The 14,095-nt window shown below is 72.2% G+C and carries 10 protein-coding genes; 4 read left to right on the top strand and 6 right to left on the bottom strand.

Annotated elements, in window-relative coordinates:
* The first annotated feature begins 239 nt into the window (after nt 1-239).
* Together RB614_RS12560 and RB614_RS12565 are read left to right on the top strand one after the other, a co-directional pair.
* Nucleotides 240-806 (top strand): hypothetical protein, encoded by a 567-nt coding sequence (locus RB614_RS12560; RefSeq protein WP_308712629.1) that lies wholly within the window; start codon nt 240-242, stop codon nt 804-806.
* Nucleotides 807-2,221: 1,415 nt separating this feature from the next.
* On the top strand, nt 2,222-2,944 hold the full coding sequence (locus RB614_RS12565) for a hypothetical protein (RefSeq protein WP_308712630.1): 723 nt from the start codon (nt 2,222-2,224) through the stop codon (nt 2,942-2,944).
* Here RB614_RS12565 and RB614_RS12570 read toward each other — a convergent pair.
* From RB614_RS12570 to RB614_RS12585, 4 genes are all read right to left on the bottom strand, one after another.
* Entirely contained in the window at nt 2,920-4,311 is a 1,392-nt protein-coding gene (locus tag RB614_RS12570) for a hypothetical protein (protein ID WP_308712631.1), read from the bottom strand. The two genes, RB614_RS12565 and RB614_RS12570, sit on opposite strands and share 25 nt — an antisense overlap.
* 44 nt (nt 4,312-4,355) lie before the next feature.
* Nucleotides 4,356-5,069, bottom strand: coding sequence for a YqeB family protein (locus RB614_RS12575; RefSeq protein ID WP_308712632.1), 714 nt, complete (start codon nt 5,067-5,069; stop codon nt 4,356-4,358).
* Nucleotides 5,070-5,253: 184 nt separating this feature from the next.
* Nucleotides 5,254-7,980, bottom strand: a complete 2,727-nt coding sequence (locus RB614_RS12580; RefSeq protein WP_308712633.1) for a cellulose binding domain-containing protein — start codon at nt 7,978-7,980, stop codon at nt 5,254-5,256.
* Between the two features lie 177 nt (nt 7,981-8,157).
* On the bottom strand, nt 8,158-9,129 hold the full coding sequence (locus RB614_RS12585; RefSeq protein ID WP_308712634.1) for a LysR family transcriptional regulator: 972 nt from the start codon (nt 9,127-9,129) through the stop codon (nt 8,158-8,160).
* On the opposite strand from RB614_RS12585, the gene metE reads away from it, so the two are divergent.
* Nucleotides 9,118-11,259: a 5-methyltetrahydropteroyltriglutamate--homocysteine S-methyltransferase gene (metE, locus tag RB614_RS12590; protein WP_308712635.1), complete on the top strand. Its 2,142-nt coding sequence runs from the start codon at nt 9,118-9,120 to the stop codon at nt 11,257-11,259. The two genes, RB614_RS12585 and metE, sit on opposite strands and share 12 nt — an antisense overlap.
* A gap of 56 nt (nt 11,260-11,315) precedes the next feature.
* Here the strand turns inward: metE and RB614_RS12595 are convergent, their stop codons facing one another.
* Nucleotides 11,316-12,518, bottom strand: coding sequence for a cysteine desulfurase-like protein (locus RB614_RS12595; RefSeq protein WP_308712636.1), 1,203 nt, complete (start codon nt 12,516-12,518; stop codon nt 11,316-11,318).
* Nucleotides 12,519-12,543: 25 nt separating this feature from the next.
* The gene (locus tag RB614_RS12600; protein WP_308712637.1) at nt 12,544-13,143 is read right to left on the bottom strand and encodes a dihydrofolate reductase family protein; all 600 of its coding nucleotides are present in this window, start codon (nt 13,141-13,143) and stop codon (nt 12,544-12,546) included.
* Between the two features lie 140 nt (nt 13,144-13,283).
* Between RB614_RS12600 and RB614_RS12605 the strand changes: the two genes are divergently transcribed.
* The gene (locus tag RB614_RS12605; RefSeq protein WP_308712638.1) at nt 13,284-14,051 is read left to right on the top strand and encodes a S1 family peptidase; all 768 of its coding nucleotides are present in this window, start codon (nt 13,284-13,286) and stop codon (nt 14,049-14,051) included.
* Nucleotides 14,052-14,095: the final 44 nt, after the last annotated feature.

A 14,095-nucleotide genomic window follows, 5' to 3' on the forward strand; every position in this document is an offset into this window, starting at 1 on the left:
CCGGCGGCCAGGTCCCACCCGTCCAGGCTCCGGCCGGCAGCCAGGCGTCGCCAGGCGGTTCGATTACGCCGCCCGCCGCCGCTGTGCCGGTAGGTGCTGGGGCGGCGCAGGGTGGGACAGCGGCGCGGGAGGATGCGGGCGTGCCGGGCGGTGCCGCAGCGGTTGCCCTGGAGGAGATCCGGAGTCATCGGGCGCCACCGGGGCGGGTCGAGCGGGTCGGGAGCCGGGCGCGGGTTGGGATGTTGCTCATCGCCGCCCTCGCGGTGGGCGGTGTGGTCGCCAACTGGCGGCCGATCGGCGGCGACCGCGCGGATATCCGCGAGCGGCCCTACATCGCGGTCGGCGAGGTGGGTGAGAGCGTCTCGGCGCGCTCCTTCGAGGCGCAGCTCGTCAGCGTGCGGGGTGCGCGCCTGCTCGGGGTAAGCAGCAAGGGCTACGAGACCGGGGGCGTGTGGATCCTGGTCCGCGTACGGGTCACCGCCTTCACCGAGAAGACCACCGTGGGGTACGCGGCGCTCATCGACGATCGGGATCGCGAGTTTCTGGTCAGCAACCGGTTCACGCAGCTGTTCGCGGACGGGGCGCGGAGCTTCCAGCCGGGGATTCCGGTCGAGGGGGAAATCGCGTTCGAGGTGCCGCGCGATGTGGCCACCTCGATGCGACTGCGGTTGGCGGCTCCGGTGATCGACCAGCGGATGGACGGCATGGCCGAGATCGAGCTGCCCAAGGTGGATACGACCACAGTGGACAGATGGGCCACGCAGCAGGAAGCGGTCATCATGGAGAAGCCGAAGGTGGTGTCATGACGCAGCCACCGCCGTCTCCGTGGGCGCCACCAGACTCCGCCTGGCCCGGTCAGGACGAAGCCCGGCCACGGCATCAAGAGGCTCAGGCACGGCACGACGAAGCTCAGCCACGGCATGACGAGGCTCGGCCGCGGCAGAACGAAGCTCCGCCGCCGCAGCCGGAGGGGTTGGCGGCGCGGGCGCGCGACACTGATACGGCCGTCATCCCGGCCGTCGAGCCCGATACGGCGGCGATCCAGGTCGACCCCAGCCAGGCGGAGACCGCGGCGCATCCGCACGTGACCGATCGCGCCGGCCACTCGACGGGGTCGCAGTGGGACGAGCCGAGCTCGGATGAGCGGCCGGCACCGCCGCTGGGTCCGAAGCCGCCGGTCATGCTCAAGCCGATGCCGCGCCCACCCCGCACGCAAGCGGACGGCTACGGGCAAGCCGCGGGCGGCTACGGGCAAGCGGGTGGCTATCTGAACACCGGGCCGCACCAGCCGCCTTCACCGCCGCCGGTGGCACCACGGTCGCCCGTCACCAACGCCACGGCGCACACCACGCAGCAGTCGCACCTCCCGCCGCCACCGAAGCCGGTCGTGCCGCCACCGCCACCACGGCTCGTCGTGCCGCCACTGCCGTCGTCCCCACAACCCGCCATGCCGCCACCGCCACCGCCACCGTCGGCGTCGGCGTCGGCGCAGGTCGCTATGCCACCCCGGGTCGCTGAGCAGCCACACGCCGGGTCAATGCCGTCCTGGGACAGGACAGACAGCACGGACCGGACGCAGGAGACGCCCTCGCCGTGGAGCGGACCCCACGCGCCCAACCCCACGCACCCGGCACAGGCACACGCACCGGCACCGCAAACGCCGGTGAGCCACCCGACGCCGGCGCACCCGCCCGCGCCCCAGACGCCGGCGGTCTACGCAGCCTCACCCCAACCGGCGGCGCCCCAGGACCCCACGCCCCAAGCCCGAGCGGCGCTCGCACCCACAGCCCTACAAGCACCCCCGCCCCAAACGCAGGCTCCGCGTCAAGCGCCAACCCCGCAACCAATCGCGCCCCAGGCCCCGTCGCCGCAAGCATTTGCGGGTCAAGGGCCAGCCCCGCAAGCGCCCGCGCCCCAAGGACCAGCCCGACAAGCGCTCGCGCCCCAGACGCCGGCTCCGCAGGCGCTCGCGCCCCAATGGCCAGCCCCGCAAGCACCCGCGCCCCAGACGCCGGCGCTCGCGCCCCAAGCGCCGACCCCGCAATCACCCGCAGCCCACGGACGGGCAACCCTCCCACCCACGGCCCCCACACCCGGGAACCAGACGACGACCCCCACACCCGGGAACCAGACAACGGTCTCCGCACCTGGAGCCCAGACACCCGGCCACACCGCATCGGGAGCGGCTGGGGCGGCCCACGCAGCGGTGGCTCAATTCCAGATGGCTCCGGCCGCGACGCTGAGCCCGCCGGCCGTAGCGGCACCGCCGCCGGTGAGCCAGCCGTCGCAGATTCCGCCGCCGCACGGGGCGGCCGGGGTCCCGATGGTCGGACCGTTCCCGGGCCAGCCCGTGCCCGCGCAGGGCTTCCCGATGCCCGGGCAGCCGGCGCCGCCGCCACCCGCCGGACCCAAGACCAGGGGGTGGTGGCGGCGCAACATCTGGGGGCTGGTCGCGCTCCTGCCGGTCCTCGCGCTCGCCCTCGCGCCCAGCGTCAAGGATGGGCTCGACCTCTACAACCGGCACCCGCACGAGGCGGTCCTGCCCAGCGCGGACGGCTGGACCTCGTACTCCGACGCGCGCATGCGGCTCGTCAGCTTCGGGCCGGCGACCGACCTCAAGACGTACGGCGGGGAGCCCTTCCAGCCGCCGGGCAAGACCAAGGCGTGGAAGGCGACCATCGAGGTCGAGGCGGCCGACAAGGAGTCGGTCATCGGGTGCAACCTCGCGCTCGAAGACGCCGAGGGACGGCTCTTCGGCGCCAAGCCCGACGAGCTGTCGGGCGCCCGCACGCCCTTCCCCTCGTGCACCCCGGAGGATGACGAGGCGCCGTCACCGTGGCAGGTGGAGATGTACTTCGTGACGCCGGACTCGGCCCGACCCGCTGCCGTACGCGTCACCAGCGGCCTGCACCTCCCGCACTACGCCCGGCTGGCCACGTCCTGAGCGCCCTCTTCCGGAGCGTCCTCGGAAGCGGAGTCGGAAGTGGGCGCGGGCTGTAGCCGAAGCACCCGGTCGACCGCTGCGGCGAGCAGGCAGGCGAGCAGCACCACGCCCAGGGCGTCGTTGAAGACGGAGAGCGGCCCGGACAGCGGCATCCACACTTCCTGCAGGTCACGCGGACCGATCAGGAACCGCTCGACCTCCCACAGCCAGTCGTTCGCGGTCTGCGCGATCAGGAACGAGATGCAGAAGAACAGCATCGGCGCCAAGCCGGCCCGCGCGAGCGTGCGCACCCCGTGCACCAGCGGCATGAACCGGTCGCGCACGTCGGAGCTCATGTTGGCACCCACCACGCGTACGGGCTTGGGCAGCGCGTTCCACCGTTTGCTGGCCCGTTGCAGCAGCTCGGAGCCGGAGGGGGCGGGCGGCGCGAGCTTGTGCCCGTACACGACGGCGCCGACGGCGAGCCACGCCAGCGGTACCACGATCACGGTGTCAGCCGACGCGATCGCGGTGACCAGCCACTCGCCGGCACCGCGCATGGCGTTCGTCAGCGGGCCGAGCGCTTCGACGAACCCGTTCCACACGTCGAGCAGCCACTGCACCACCTTGCGGCCGAGCACCCAGTCGGTCACCGGACCACGGGCCTGGTTGAGGGCGACCATCGAGACGATGATCCAGATGACCTCGACGTAGGCACCGAGGATGCCCAGCACCGGCCACCGGCGGCCAGGACGGAGGGTGTTGAGCAGCCAGCGCAGCACCAGCGCCACCACGACCACCGTGATCAGCGTCAGCGACGTGTCGAACGGCAGCCGCTGGTCGAGCTCCCGGCCCATCAGGCCCGGCTCGTCAAAGACCCGCGCGTCGTTGAAGGCGGCGTCCGCCCAGACCTCGTAGACGTAGTCGGACACATCCTGCTGGAGGTAGCCCCACGAGGCGTACACCGCGAGGAACGGGATGAGCGCGCTGGCCAGGTGGTCCATCAGTGTGGGCGGCCGGCTGGGCGCATCGCCGGCCCCGTCCGGCCGCGGATCGGCGGTCGCCGCCGCCAGCCAGGGCAGCGACGGCCGCACCACGCGCAGCATCAGGACCAGCGAGACGAGCGTGGAGACCGGGCCGAGGATGATGACCATCGCGCCGAGCACGCCGTTGAGCTTGCTCGCCTGCACGGCGCCGATCATGATGAACGCCTTCGCGGCCGCCCCGGCGAAGTAGAGCGCGAAGAGCACCGGCCAGTGGCGCCACAGCAGCCGAACCGCCGACCACAGCACGGCGGCCGTCTCGACGACGGCGCTCGTGAGCGTGCGGTAGCGACGCGGCCGCGGCGGCAACAGCGGCGGCGCCGCCACTCCCCCCGTGGCGGTCACGGGGCACAGGCTAGCCCAGCCGCCCCAAACCGGATACCCCCTGCTCAACCACTGGTCGGGTGTGTACGCCGCCAGTACTGCCGCTTTGACTCCTCGCGCACGACGACGCCCAGCTTGCCAAGCTCGGCCCGCAGCTCGGCGACGTCGGTCTTGTCCCCCTTCTCCAGCGCCTTCGCCCGCGCCTTGAGCAGCGCGTCGGCGCTCCCCGGCAGCTCCGGGTCGTCCGGCACCCACCGGCGGAACTCGTCGCGGTACGGGTCGCCGGCCGCGGCCCAGGGGTACCCGTGCGCGAGGAACCCGTCCCGGAGCCGCTCGGCGCCGAGGTCGAAACCCTCCCGGGCCAGCTCCTCGGTATCCCGCCCGAGCAGTACCAGCTGCTTGCCGTCGACGAAGACCGCCCGTACCACGGATCGGTTGATCTCCTGGGTGTTGTCGCCACGACGGAGGGTGACGTCGCCGTCGGTGATCCGCACGACGAGCGTCTCCATCGCCCCGATGAACGCGAGCACAAGCCCCACGACAGCGCCCGCCGCGAGGCTGACGATCGTGGCCAGCGGCTCGTTGTCGGCGACCGAGGCGAGCAGCTCGACCGCCCCCTTGAACGGTATCCAGGGCAGCTCGGCCAGCCATCCGGCGAGCGCCTGCAGCAGCCACCCCACCCCGGCGCCGGCGAGCGGCAGGCCCAGCCACATCAGGCCCACCGCCCACGCCGGTTCGGAGACCACCGTCTCGTGCCGCCGGTAAACCGCGTCCATCATGCGCCCAGCCTGCCCAGTTGCCGGGCGCACGCGCGTCAATCCGCGGTCGCGAGGACGTTCGACTTTGGTCTACCGGGGGAGCCGGCCAGCGCCGGCTACCCTGCGGAGCCAGCCAGCGCCGGCTACCCCCGGGGCCGGCCGGGCGCGCCGGCCCCGGGGTTGACAAACCAGCTCCGCGGCAAGCTCAGCTCACCGAGCAGGCCGAGCCATTCAGGGTGAACGCCGTCGGGCGGGCGTTGGTCCCCGTCCAGCTGGCGATGAAGCCGAACGTCACGGCCGCGTTGGGCGCGATCGTGACGTTCCATGCCTCGTTCCGGGCGGTGACCGTGGCACCGGTCTGGGTCCGCGTCGCGCCCCAGATCTGGGAGATCTGCTGGCCGTTCGCGAACGACCACACCAGGCTCCAGCCGTTGACCGCCTGGCTGCCGGTGTTGGTGATCTTCACGTCACCCTGGAAGCCGCCGCCCCATTGCCCGGTGATCGCGTACGTCACCGCGCAGGAACCAACCGGCGCCGACGAGGTCGGGGGTGCCGACGTCGGGGGTACCGAGGTCGGAGGTGCGGAGGTAGGGGGCGTAGACGTGGGCGGCGCGGACGTGGGCGGGGTCGTCGGGGTGCCGCCGGTGCGGTCGGCGTAGAGGATGCCCCGCCCGTTGGTACCCAGGTAGACCCGCCCGTAGATGCGCGGGTCGCCGGCGAGCGCCTCGCCCATGTTGCCGTACTGGTGGGCGTTGTCGTTGATCCGCAGCCAGGTGCCGGCGGTGTCGTCGGACCGGTACACGCCCTTGACCCCGTCCACGGTGCCGACCAGGAAGAGCGCCTGGTACGACTGGCCCGGCGCGGCCTTCCCGAACGCGACGTTGACCGCCTCGGTGACGTTCGAGATCTTGGCGAAGCTGGTGCCCGAGTTGGTCGACCGGAAGAGGCCGGTGCTGCCGGCCAGCCAGATGTCGCCCTCGCGCCCCGGCACGGCCTTGAACTTCACGCCGCTCGCCGGCAGCCCGGTGGCGGCCGCGGTAAACGACTGCCCGCCGTTCGTGCTCACGTAGAAGGTGCCGTTGCTGACGCCGTAGAACTTGTTCGGGTTGACCCGGTCGGACTCGACGACCGCGTTCGCCGGGATGCCGGACGACGCCGACCAGCTGTTGCCGTACCCGACCGAGTAGTGCACCTGGATGCCGGAGTCGCCCGGCGCCCACACGAAGCGGCTCCCGTTGGCCGCCGCCGCCACCGTGCCGCCGGAGTTGATCCCGCCCGGCTCGGTGCCCTGGAACCAGTTGGCCCCGCCGTCGGTCGAGAACGCGACGTGGCTGTCGTTGGGGCGGTCGGAGTCGGTGAAGTTGCCGGACCGCACCATGATGCTCGGGTTGGTCTCGGCGTAGTCGAGGCTCGTCGTGCTCGTGAAGTACGGCTGCTGGAACATCATCGGCGGTACGGCGTCGAGGTTCATGTGCCGGAAGCCGCCGATGTCACCGAGGCCACTCACCAGCGGGGCGCCGGAAGGCGGGCTGATCAGGTCGAGCACCGCCGTCTCTTCCAGCCCGCGAACCATCGGGCGGATGGTCACCGTGCCGCCGGTGTCCCAGTTCTTGAGGTTGGTCGCGCCGTAGATCGTGGCGCCGGTGCCGTACATGAAGCGGTTGCCGTCGAACGGGTCGATCTCGACCGACTCGTTCATCCAGCCCAGCTTCGGGGTCTCCTCCGGCGGCTGCGGGTTGGCGCCGAGCGACAGCCACGGCACCGAGGTGATGTCCATCGTGTACCGCTTGGAGCGGTTGGGGTATGACGTCCAGTCCCAGATCCGGGTCCAGGTCGCGCCCCCGTCGGTGCTGCGGAAGAAGATCGCGTCCGGCCACCAGGAGATCTGGGTCGCCACCATGATGGTGTTCGGGTTGGTGCGGTCGATGGTGAGCCCGCTGTACCCGAAGTAGTCGTCCGCGCTGCTCGACGGGATCGGGCTGATCTGCGTCCACGCGCCGGTGGCGGTGTTGTACTTCCACACGTCACCCTTGGCGCCGTCGTACGGGCCGCCCGTGTCGCTGGTGGCGATGTAGAGGAAGCCGCCGGTCGTGTCGAGGACACCCTTGTGCGCGATGTACCCGGTGGGCTGGCCGGCCACGCGCTCCCACGAAGTGCCGCCGTTGGTCGTGCGGTAGACGGTGTTCTCCTTGTCCGCGACGCCGACGTAGATGGTCTGCGTCGCGTTGCCGGAGGTGCCCGACCGCTTGTCGAACGTCACCCAGACGATGCCCTGGTTGTCGCCGAGGTACGCGTCACCGGGGGACTGCACGTAGTTGCCGGGGTTCGGGAAGTTGGTGACCTTCGACCAGGTCGCGCCGTAGTCGGTGCTGCGCCACAGGCCGTTGCCGCTGGGCGCGCCGAGGTACAGGACGCTGTTGCGGTTGGGGTCGACGGCCAGCCGCTCGCCCATGCCGCGGCCGGGCATGTTGCCGCCGAGCTTGAACGGCAGCGCCGTGGTCTGCCAGGTGTTGCCCTTGTCGGTGGAGCGCAGGATCGCGCCGTTGTTGGGGTCCCAGTCGTTCGTGTACATGCCGGCCGCCACGTACACCCGGTTGGTCTGCACCGGGTCGGTGGCGAGGCTGACCACGCCGTTGTATCCCCAGCGGTCCCAGCCCACCCAGTCGAGCATCGGGACCCACGACTGCCCGGCCTGGTCCCACCGGTACGCGCCGCCGATGTCGGTGCGCGCGTAGATGAGGTTGCGCTCGGTCGGGTTGAAGACGATACCCGGAACGAAACCGCCGCCGTCGATCCGCACGTTCTTCCAGTTGTACGGGTCGGACGCGGCGGCCGACGCGGGCGTCGACGTACTCACGGCCACCTGGGTCACCACGGCCACCACGCCGGCGGCGAGCACCGAGGCGAGAGCGCCGGCAATGCTTCTGCGCATGTAGAGCTCCTAGAGATGAAGCGAGCGCTGTCCTGAGGCAAGCGACATCCGCACGCGTGGCGTGCGACCGTCAGAAAGGGAAGCTGCCCAGGCTTCCGCCGGCTCCGTCGCAGAGATTCACACAGCGGACAGATGGCTGTCAATAGTTGGGCGTGTAAACTAACAGGCTCCGGGAGTTCACGGCACGCGCAGGATCTGGCGGGCCGCCTGCACCAGCGCCATCACCTCCGCCGACGCCCGCTCCGGCGCCCAGACCAGGCCGTACGTCATCCGCAGGTCGCTGGCGTCGATCGGGACGAAGCGCACATCCGGCCGGCGTACCGTCTCGGCGAGCAGGTGCGGCGCGGCCAGCAGGCCGCGTCCGGCCGCGACCAGGTCGAGGGCCGCCGGCAGGTCGTCCAGGTCGCCCACGACGGCGGGCGAGCGCAGGCGGGGCGCGAGCGCGTGCCACACACTGCCCGGCGGCCGCGAGCGCGGCAGCAGCACCGCGGGCAACTGCTCGATCACCAGGCGGTTCGCGGTCGCCAGCCGGCTCCGCGCCGGCACGGCCAGGTGCGTCACGGGTACGTGGAACCGCGCGGTCATCGCCACCCCGGCCGGAAACGGCGTGCTCATGAACGCGGCCGCGGCACCGCCCTGCGCGAGGTCGGCGGTCGCCGCACCCCAGCCGGCGCGGCGCAGCTCGACGTCGATCGCCGGCGACCGGTCCGCCAGCCGGCGTACCACCCGGGCGGCGAGCGCGCCGACGAGCGGGCAATAAGCGAGCCTGATGGGCCGCCCAGCGGGCTCGGCGAGCCGGGCCGCCTCAGCGGCGAACGCGGCGGCGTGCTCCAGCATCGCCTCGGCGTACGGCAGGAGCACCTTGCCCGCGTCGGAGAGCGCCACCTCACGGCTGGTCCGGTCGAACAGGCGCAGCCCCAGCGTGCGTTCGAGGCGCGCGACGGCCTGGCTGACCGCCGGCTGGGTCATGCCCAGCGCGGCCGCGGCCCGGGAGAAGCTCAGGTGCTCGGCCACCCGCACGAAGCAGGCGATCTCGCGTTGCGGCGGTCCCGGTTCCACACCCCAGTATGGCCAGACGCTCGATAAGCAGCAGTTATGGACCACCCGCCGGGCCCGCGCCGCGGGCAGGATCGCCCCGTGCTGACGCATTCGACAATCCTCGGGTACCCACGGATCGGACCGCGCCGCGAGCTGAAGCGGGCCTTGGAGGCGTACTGGGACGGGCGGCTCGACCGCGACGGGCTCGACCGGGTCGGCGCCGACCTGCGGGCCGGCACCTGGCGCCGGCTGGCCGCGCTCGGGCTGCGCGCGCTGCCCTCCAACACCTTCTCCGAGTACGACCACGTGCTGGACACCGCGGTCCTGCTGGACGCCGTGCCGGAGCGCTACCGGGCGGCCGCCGACCCGTACTTCGCGATGGCCCGGGGCGCCGACGGCCTGCCGCCGCTGCGGATGACGAAGTGGTTCGACACCAACTACCACTACCTGGTACCGGAGATCGGCGCCCGCACACCGCTGCGGCTCGCCGGCGACAAGCCCATCCGGGAGGTACGCGAGGCGCGGGCGCTCGGCCACGAGACCCGGCCGGTGCTGGTGGGCCCGGTCACGTTCCTGCTGCTGTCCGAGCCCGCTGCCGGGGACCCGCCGCCGCTGACCCGGCTCGACGACGCGCTGACCGCGTACGCGGACCTGCTCGCCGCCCTGGCCGCCGAGGGGGTCGAGTGGGTGCAGCTCGACGAGCCGGCACTGGTCACCGGCGCCGGCGTGGCGCAGGCGCGGCGGGCGTACGAGTGGCTGGGCGCGCTCTCCGACCGGCCTAAGCTGCTGGTCGCCTCGTACTTCGGCGAGCCGGGCGAGGCGCTGCCGGCGCTCGCCGCCACCGGCATCGAGGCGATCGGCGTGGACCTCGTCCGCGGCGGCCCGGTCGACCCGGCCGCGCTGGGCGGCAAGACGCTCGTGGCCGGCGTGGTCTCCGGGCGGGACGTGTGGCGCACCGACCTCGGCGCCGCCCTGTACGAGCTCTCCCGCTACCCCGGCGTGGTGGTGAGCACCTCCTGCTCGCTGCTGCACGTGCCGTACGACCTGGACGCCGAGACCGGCCTCGACCCGGCGCTGCGCGAGCGGCTCGCCTTCGCCGACCAGAAAGTGGCCGAGGTGGTGGCGCTCGCCGATCGGCTGGCGCGGGGCGCTCGCGGACGCGCGCCGTCTCCCCGCCCCGCCGGGCGGCCGGCTGAGTCCACTCTGGAGGGTCGGGCGCCGTACCCGGAGCGCTCCGTCCAGGTTGGACTGCCGCCGCTGCCGGTCACGACGATCGGGTCGTTTCCGCAGACCGGTGAGCTGCGCGCCGCCCGGGCCGCGCTGGCCGCCGGGACGCTGGACCAGCGGGGGTACGAGCGGCTGATCGAGGCGGAGATCGAGCGGGTGATCCGGCTGCAGGAGCGGCTCGGCGTCGACGTGCTCGTACACGGCGAGCCGGAGCGCAACGACATGGTGCAGTACTTCGCGGAGCACCTCGACGGCTTCGCCACCACCCGGCACGGCTGGGTGCAGTCGTACGGCTCCCGCTGCACCCGACCGCCGATCATCCACGGCGACGTACGCCGTACCGCGCCGATCACCGTGCGCTGGACCCGCTTCGCCCAGTCGCTCACCGAGCGGCCGGTCAAGGGCATGCTCACCGGGCCGGTGACGATCGTGGCCTGGTCGTTCGTGCGGCGGGACATCCCGCTGCGCGAGGTGGTGGTGCAGGTCGCCGAGGCGGTCCGCGCGGAGGTGCGCGACCTGGCCGCCGCCGGTACGTCGATCATCCAGGTGGACGAGCCGGCGCTGCGCGAGCTGCTCCCGCTGCGCCGCGAGCGGCAGGACGAGTATCTACAGTGGGCGGTCGCGGCGTACCGGCACGCCACCTCCAGCGCCGGCGACCACACGCAGATCCACACCCACCTGTGCTACTCGAACGCCAGCGAGGTGATCGCCGCCATCGACGGGCTGGACGCCGACGTCACCACGATCGAGTCGGCCCGCTCCGGTGGGCGCATCCTCGGCGAGCTGGACGGCTTCGGCCGCGGCCTCGGCCCCGGCGTGTACGACATCCACTCGCCCCGGGTGCCCAGCGCCGAGGAGGTGGGTGACCTGCTCGACGCCGTACTCAAGGTGGTGCCGGTGGAACGGGTCTGGGTCAACCCGGACTGCGGCCTCAAGACGCGGACGTACCCGCAGGTGGAGGCGGCCCTCGCCAACCTGGTGACGGCCGCCCGCGAGCGCCGCCCCTCCCCGTGATCGAAGCTCCCTTCAAGCCGCTCTTACGACTTGAAGGGAGCTTCGATCACGGGAAACTAGCCGAGCGTGGCCACGCCGTCGATGAGGCGGTCGACGTCGGAGCGGTCGTTGTAGTGGACCAGGCCGGCCCGGACCGCGCTGCCCGCCTCCCGGATGCCGAGCGCCGCGGTCACCTCCCACGCGTAGTTGTGCCCGTCCCACACGTTCACCCGCCGCTCGGCGAGGTGGGTGGCGACCTCGCGCGGAGTACGCCCCGCGACGGTGAAGTACGCCGTCGCGGTGCGCCGGGCCGCCTTGCCGTACACGGTCACGTGCGGCATCGCCTCCAGCCCGGTCAGGAGCGCGGCGAAGAGCTCCAGCTCGTACGCCTCGGCGGCGGCCAGCGAGGTGAGCAGCCGTTTCCGCCGGGTGCCGGTGGCGGTCGGGTCGAGCCCGGCCAGGTGGTCGACCGCCGCCACCACGCCGGCGAGGTCGGCGAAGGGCGAGGTGCCGGTCTCGAACCGCCCCGGCACCTCGTCGGACGAGGAGGCCAGCTTGTCCGGGATCAGCGCGTCGAGCCGGTCCGGGTCGGCGACCACCGCGCCGATGTGCGGACCCGACCACTTGTACGCGCTGGTGGCGTAGAAGTCGGCGCCGAGCGCGGCCGCGTCGGTGGGGCCGTGCGCGCTCGCGTGCACCCCGTCGACGTACGTGACCGCCCCGGCCGCCCGCGCCTTCGCCGTGATCGCCGCCACGTCCGGCCGGGTGCCGAGCACGTTGCTCGCCGCGGTTACCGCCACCAGCCGGGTGCGCTCGCCGATCAGCGTGTCGTACTGCTCCACGCCGAGCTCGCCGGTCGCCACGTCCACCTCGGCCCAGCGCACGGTCGCGCCGGCCCGGGCCGCCACCTGCACCCACGGCCGCACGTTGGCGTCGTGGTCGAGCCGGGAGAGCACCACCTCGTCGCCCTCACGCCACTGCTTGGCCAGCGCATACGCCAGCCGGTACGTGAGCGTGGTCATGTTGGGCCCGAGGATCACGCCCTCCGGCCGGCCGCCGACCAGGTCGGCGACCGCGGCCCGGGCCCCGGCGACGATCGCGTCGGAGCGGTGGCTGGCCGGGAAGGCCCCGCCCACGTTGCCGATCCCCCGCCGGTACGCGCTGGCGATCGCCGCGATCACCGCCTCGGGCACCTGGGTGCCGGCGGCACCGTCGAGGTAGGCGTATCCGTCGGAGAGGGCGGGATAGGTCGCGCGGACGGCGCTCACGTCGTAGGCCATGACCCCAGTCTCTCCCAGGCAAGATCTACTTACGCACGACCCGGTAGCCCAGGTGCGTGACGCCCGACCCCTGGGTAAGCGAGATCGGCCCCTCCAGCGTCACCGGCGCGTCCTTGATCTGGCCGAGCAGCGGGATGCCGGAGCCGAGGAAGACCGGTACGAGGTCGACGTGCACCTCGTCGAGCAGGCCGGCGTCGAAGCACTGGCGGGCGATCTCGCCGCCGTTGACGCCGACGTCCTTGTCGCCGGCGATCTCCTTGGCCCGGGCGATCGCGTCCTCGATGCCGGTGGTGACGAAGACGAAATTCTCGTCGTCCTCCGGCCGGTCGTCCGGGCGCTGGTGGGTGAGTACCACGGTGGTCTTGTCCATCGGGTGCCGGCCGTCCCACGCGTTGGTCATGTCGTAGAGGCGGCGGCCGCAGACGAGCACGCCGACCCGGTCCTGCAGCGCGTGGAGGTGCTCGGCGCTGGCGGCGGAGACCTTGAACGTCATGCCCGGGTCGCCGGTGGGGAACTCGGTGTCGCCCGCACCGTACCAGGCGAAAAGGTGCTCGAAGCCACCATGGTTGGCGTCGGCGATGAAGCCGTCGAGGGACATCGTCGCGCCGGTCGTGACCTTGCTCATCGTTCCACTCCTTGGTTGTCTGAGGTCCTTCTACCAACGCGTCGAACACCTCGCGGCGGGATCGACACAGGCTCTCAAGATTTATTGGATGGCGGGTTCCGGGGCTGCGGCCGGTTGCGCCGACGGGTTTAAATCGACCGATGTGGACTAGAAGGCTCACGGCAGTTCTCGGCGCGGCCGTCCTGGCCCTCGTCGCGCACGCCGCCCCAGCCAACGCCATCGCCAACGGTGAGGAAGTGCCGATCGGCAAATACCGCTTCTCGGTCAAGCTGACCATGACCGGCATCCCGACCCCCGACGGCGGGCGCCGCAATAGCGCCTGTTCCGGCTCGCTGATCGCGCCCCAGTGGGTGCTCACCGCCGGGCACTGCTTCCGCGACGCCAACGGGGTCCGGGTGGAGCGGCCGGTGGCCGACCTCACCACCGCGACGATCGGCCGCACCGACCTCGAGGGGACCGGCGGGCACGTCGCCACGGTGACCGACGTACGGCAGTCCCCGACGAACGACGTGGCGCTGGCAAAGATCGACAAGCGGATCACGGACATCCGGCCACTCCTGCTGAACCGCGCCACGCCGCAGGTCGGCGACGTGCTGCGACTCACCGGCTACGGCTCGATCACCAGCCAAAACCCGACCCCGTCGACCCGGTTGCACACCGGCCAGCTCCAGATCACCACCGTCGACGCGACCACGCTCGGCATGACCGGCTACGCGCCGCAGCGGGACACCACCCCGTGCCCGTACGACTCGGGTGGCCCGTTCTTCTACCAGCCCTTCCGCGGCTGGCCGACCCTGGTGGCGGTCGTCAGCAACGGGCCGAGCTGCCCGCACGTCCTGGACGAGACCACCGCACGGATCGACGTCATCGTCCCCTGGATCCAGAGCGCCATCGGGTACCACTACTAGGCAAGCCCACGGATCATCCGTTTAGTGGATCACTCGACCGCCGG

Origin of the sequence: Phytohabitans maris, from assembly GCF_031085175.1 — a bacterium.
In the GTDB taxonomy this organism is placed as follows: domain Bacteria; phylum Actinomycetota; class Actinomycetes; order Mycobacteriales; family Micromonosporaceae; genus Phytohabitans; species Phytohabitans maris.

Bases quoted from the DNA above. Each gene is read 5' to 3' on its own strand.
- RB614_RS12560 (WP_308712629.1), top strand. From the start codon at position 240: ATGTTGCTCATCGCCGCCCTCGCGGTGGGCGGTGTGGTCGCCAACTGG.
- RB614_RS12565 (WP_308712630.1), top strand. From the start codon at position 2,222: ATGGCTCCGGCCGCGACGCTGAGCCCGCCGGCCGTAGCGGCACCGCCG.
- RB614_RS12575 (WP_308712632.1), bottom strand. From the start codon at position 5,069: ATGATGGACGCGGTTTACCGGCGGCACGAGACGGTGGTCTCCGAACCG.
- RB614_RS12580 (WP_308712633.1), bottom strand. From the start codon at position 7,980: ATGCGCAGAAGCATTGCCGGCGCTCTCGCCTCGGTGCTCGCCGCCGGC.
- RB614_RS12585 (WP_308712634.1), bottom strand. From the start codon at position 9,129: ATGCGTCAGCACGGGGCGATCCTGCCCGCGGCGCGGGCCCGGCGGGTG.
- RB614_RS12595 (WP_308712636.1), bottom strand. From the start codon at position 12,518: ATGGCCTACGACGTGAGCGCCGTCCGCGCGACCTATCCCGCCCTCTCC.
- RB614_RS12600 (WP_308712637.1), bottom strand. From the start codon at position 13,143: ATGAGCAAGGTCACGACCGGCGCGACGATGTCCCTCGACGGCTTCATC.
- RB614_RS12605 (WP_308712638.1), top strand. From the start codon at position 13,284: ATGTGGACTAGAAGGCTCACGGCAGTTCTCGGCGCGGCCGTCCTGGCC.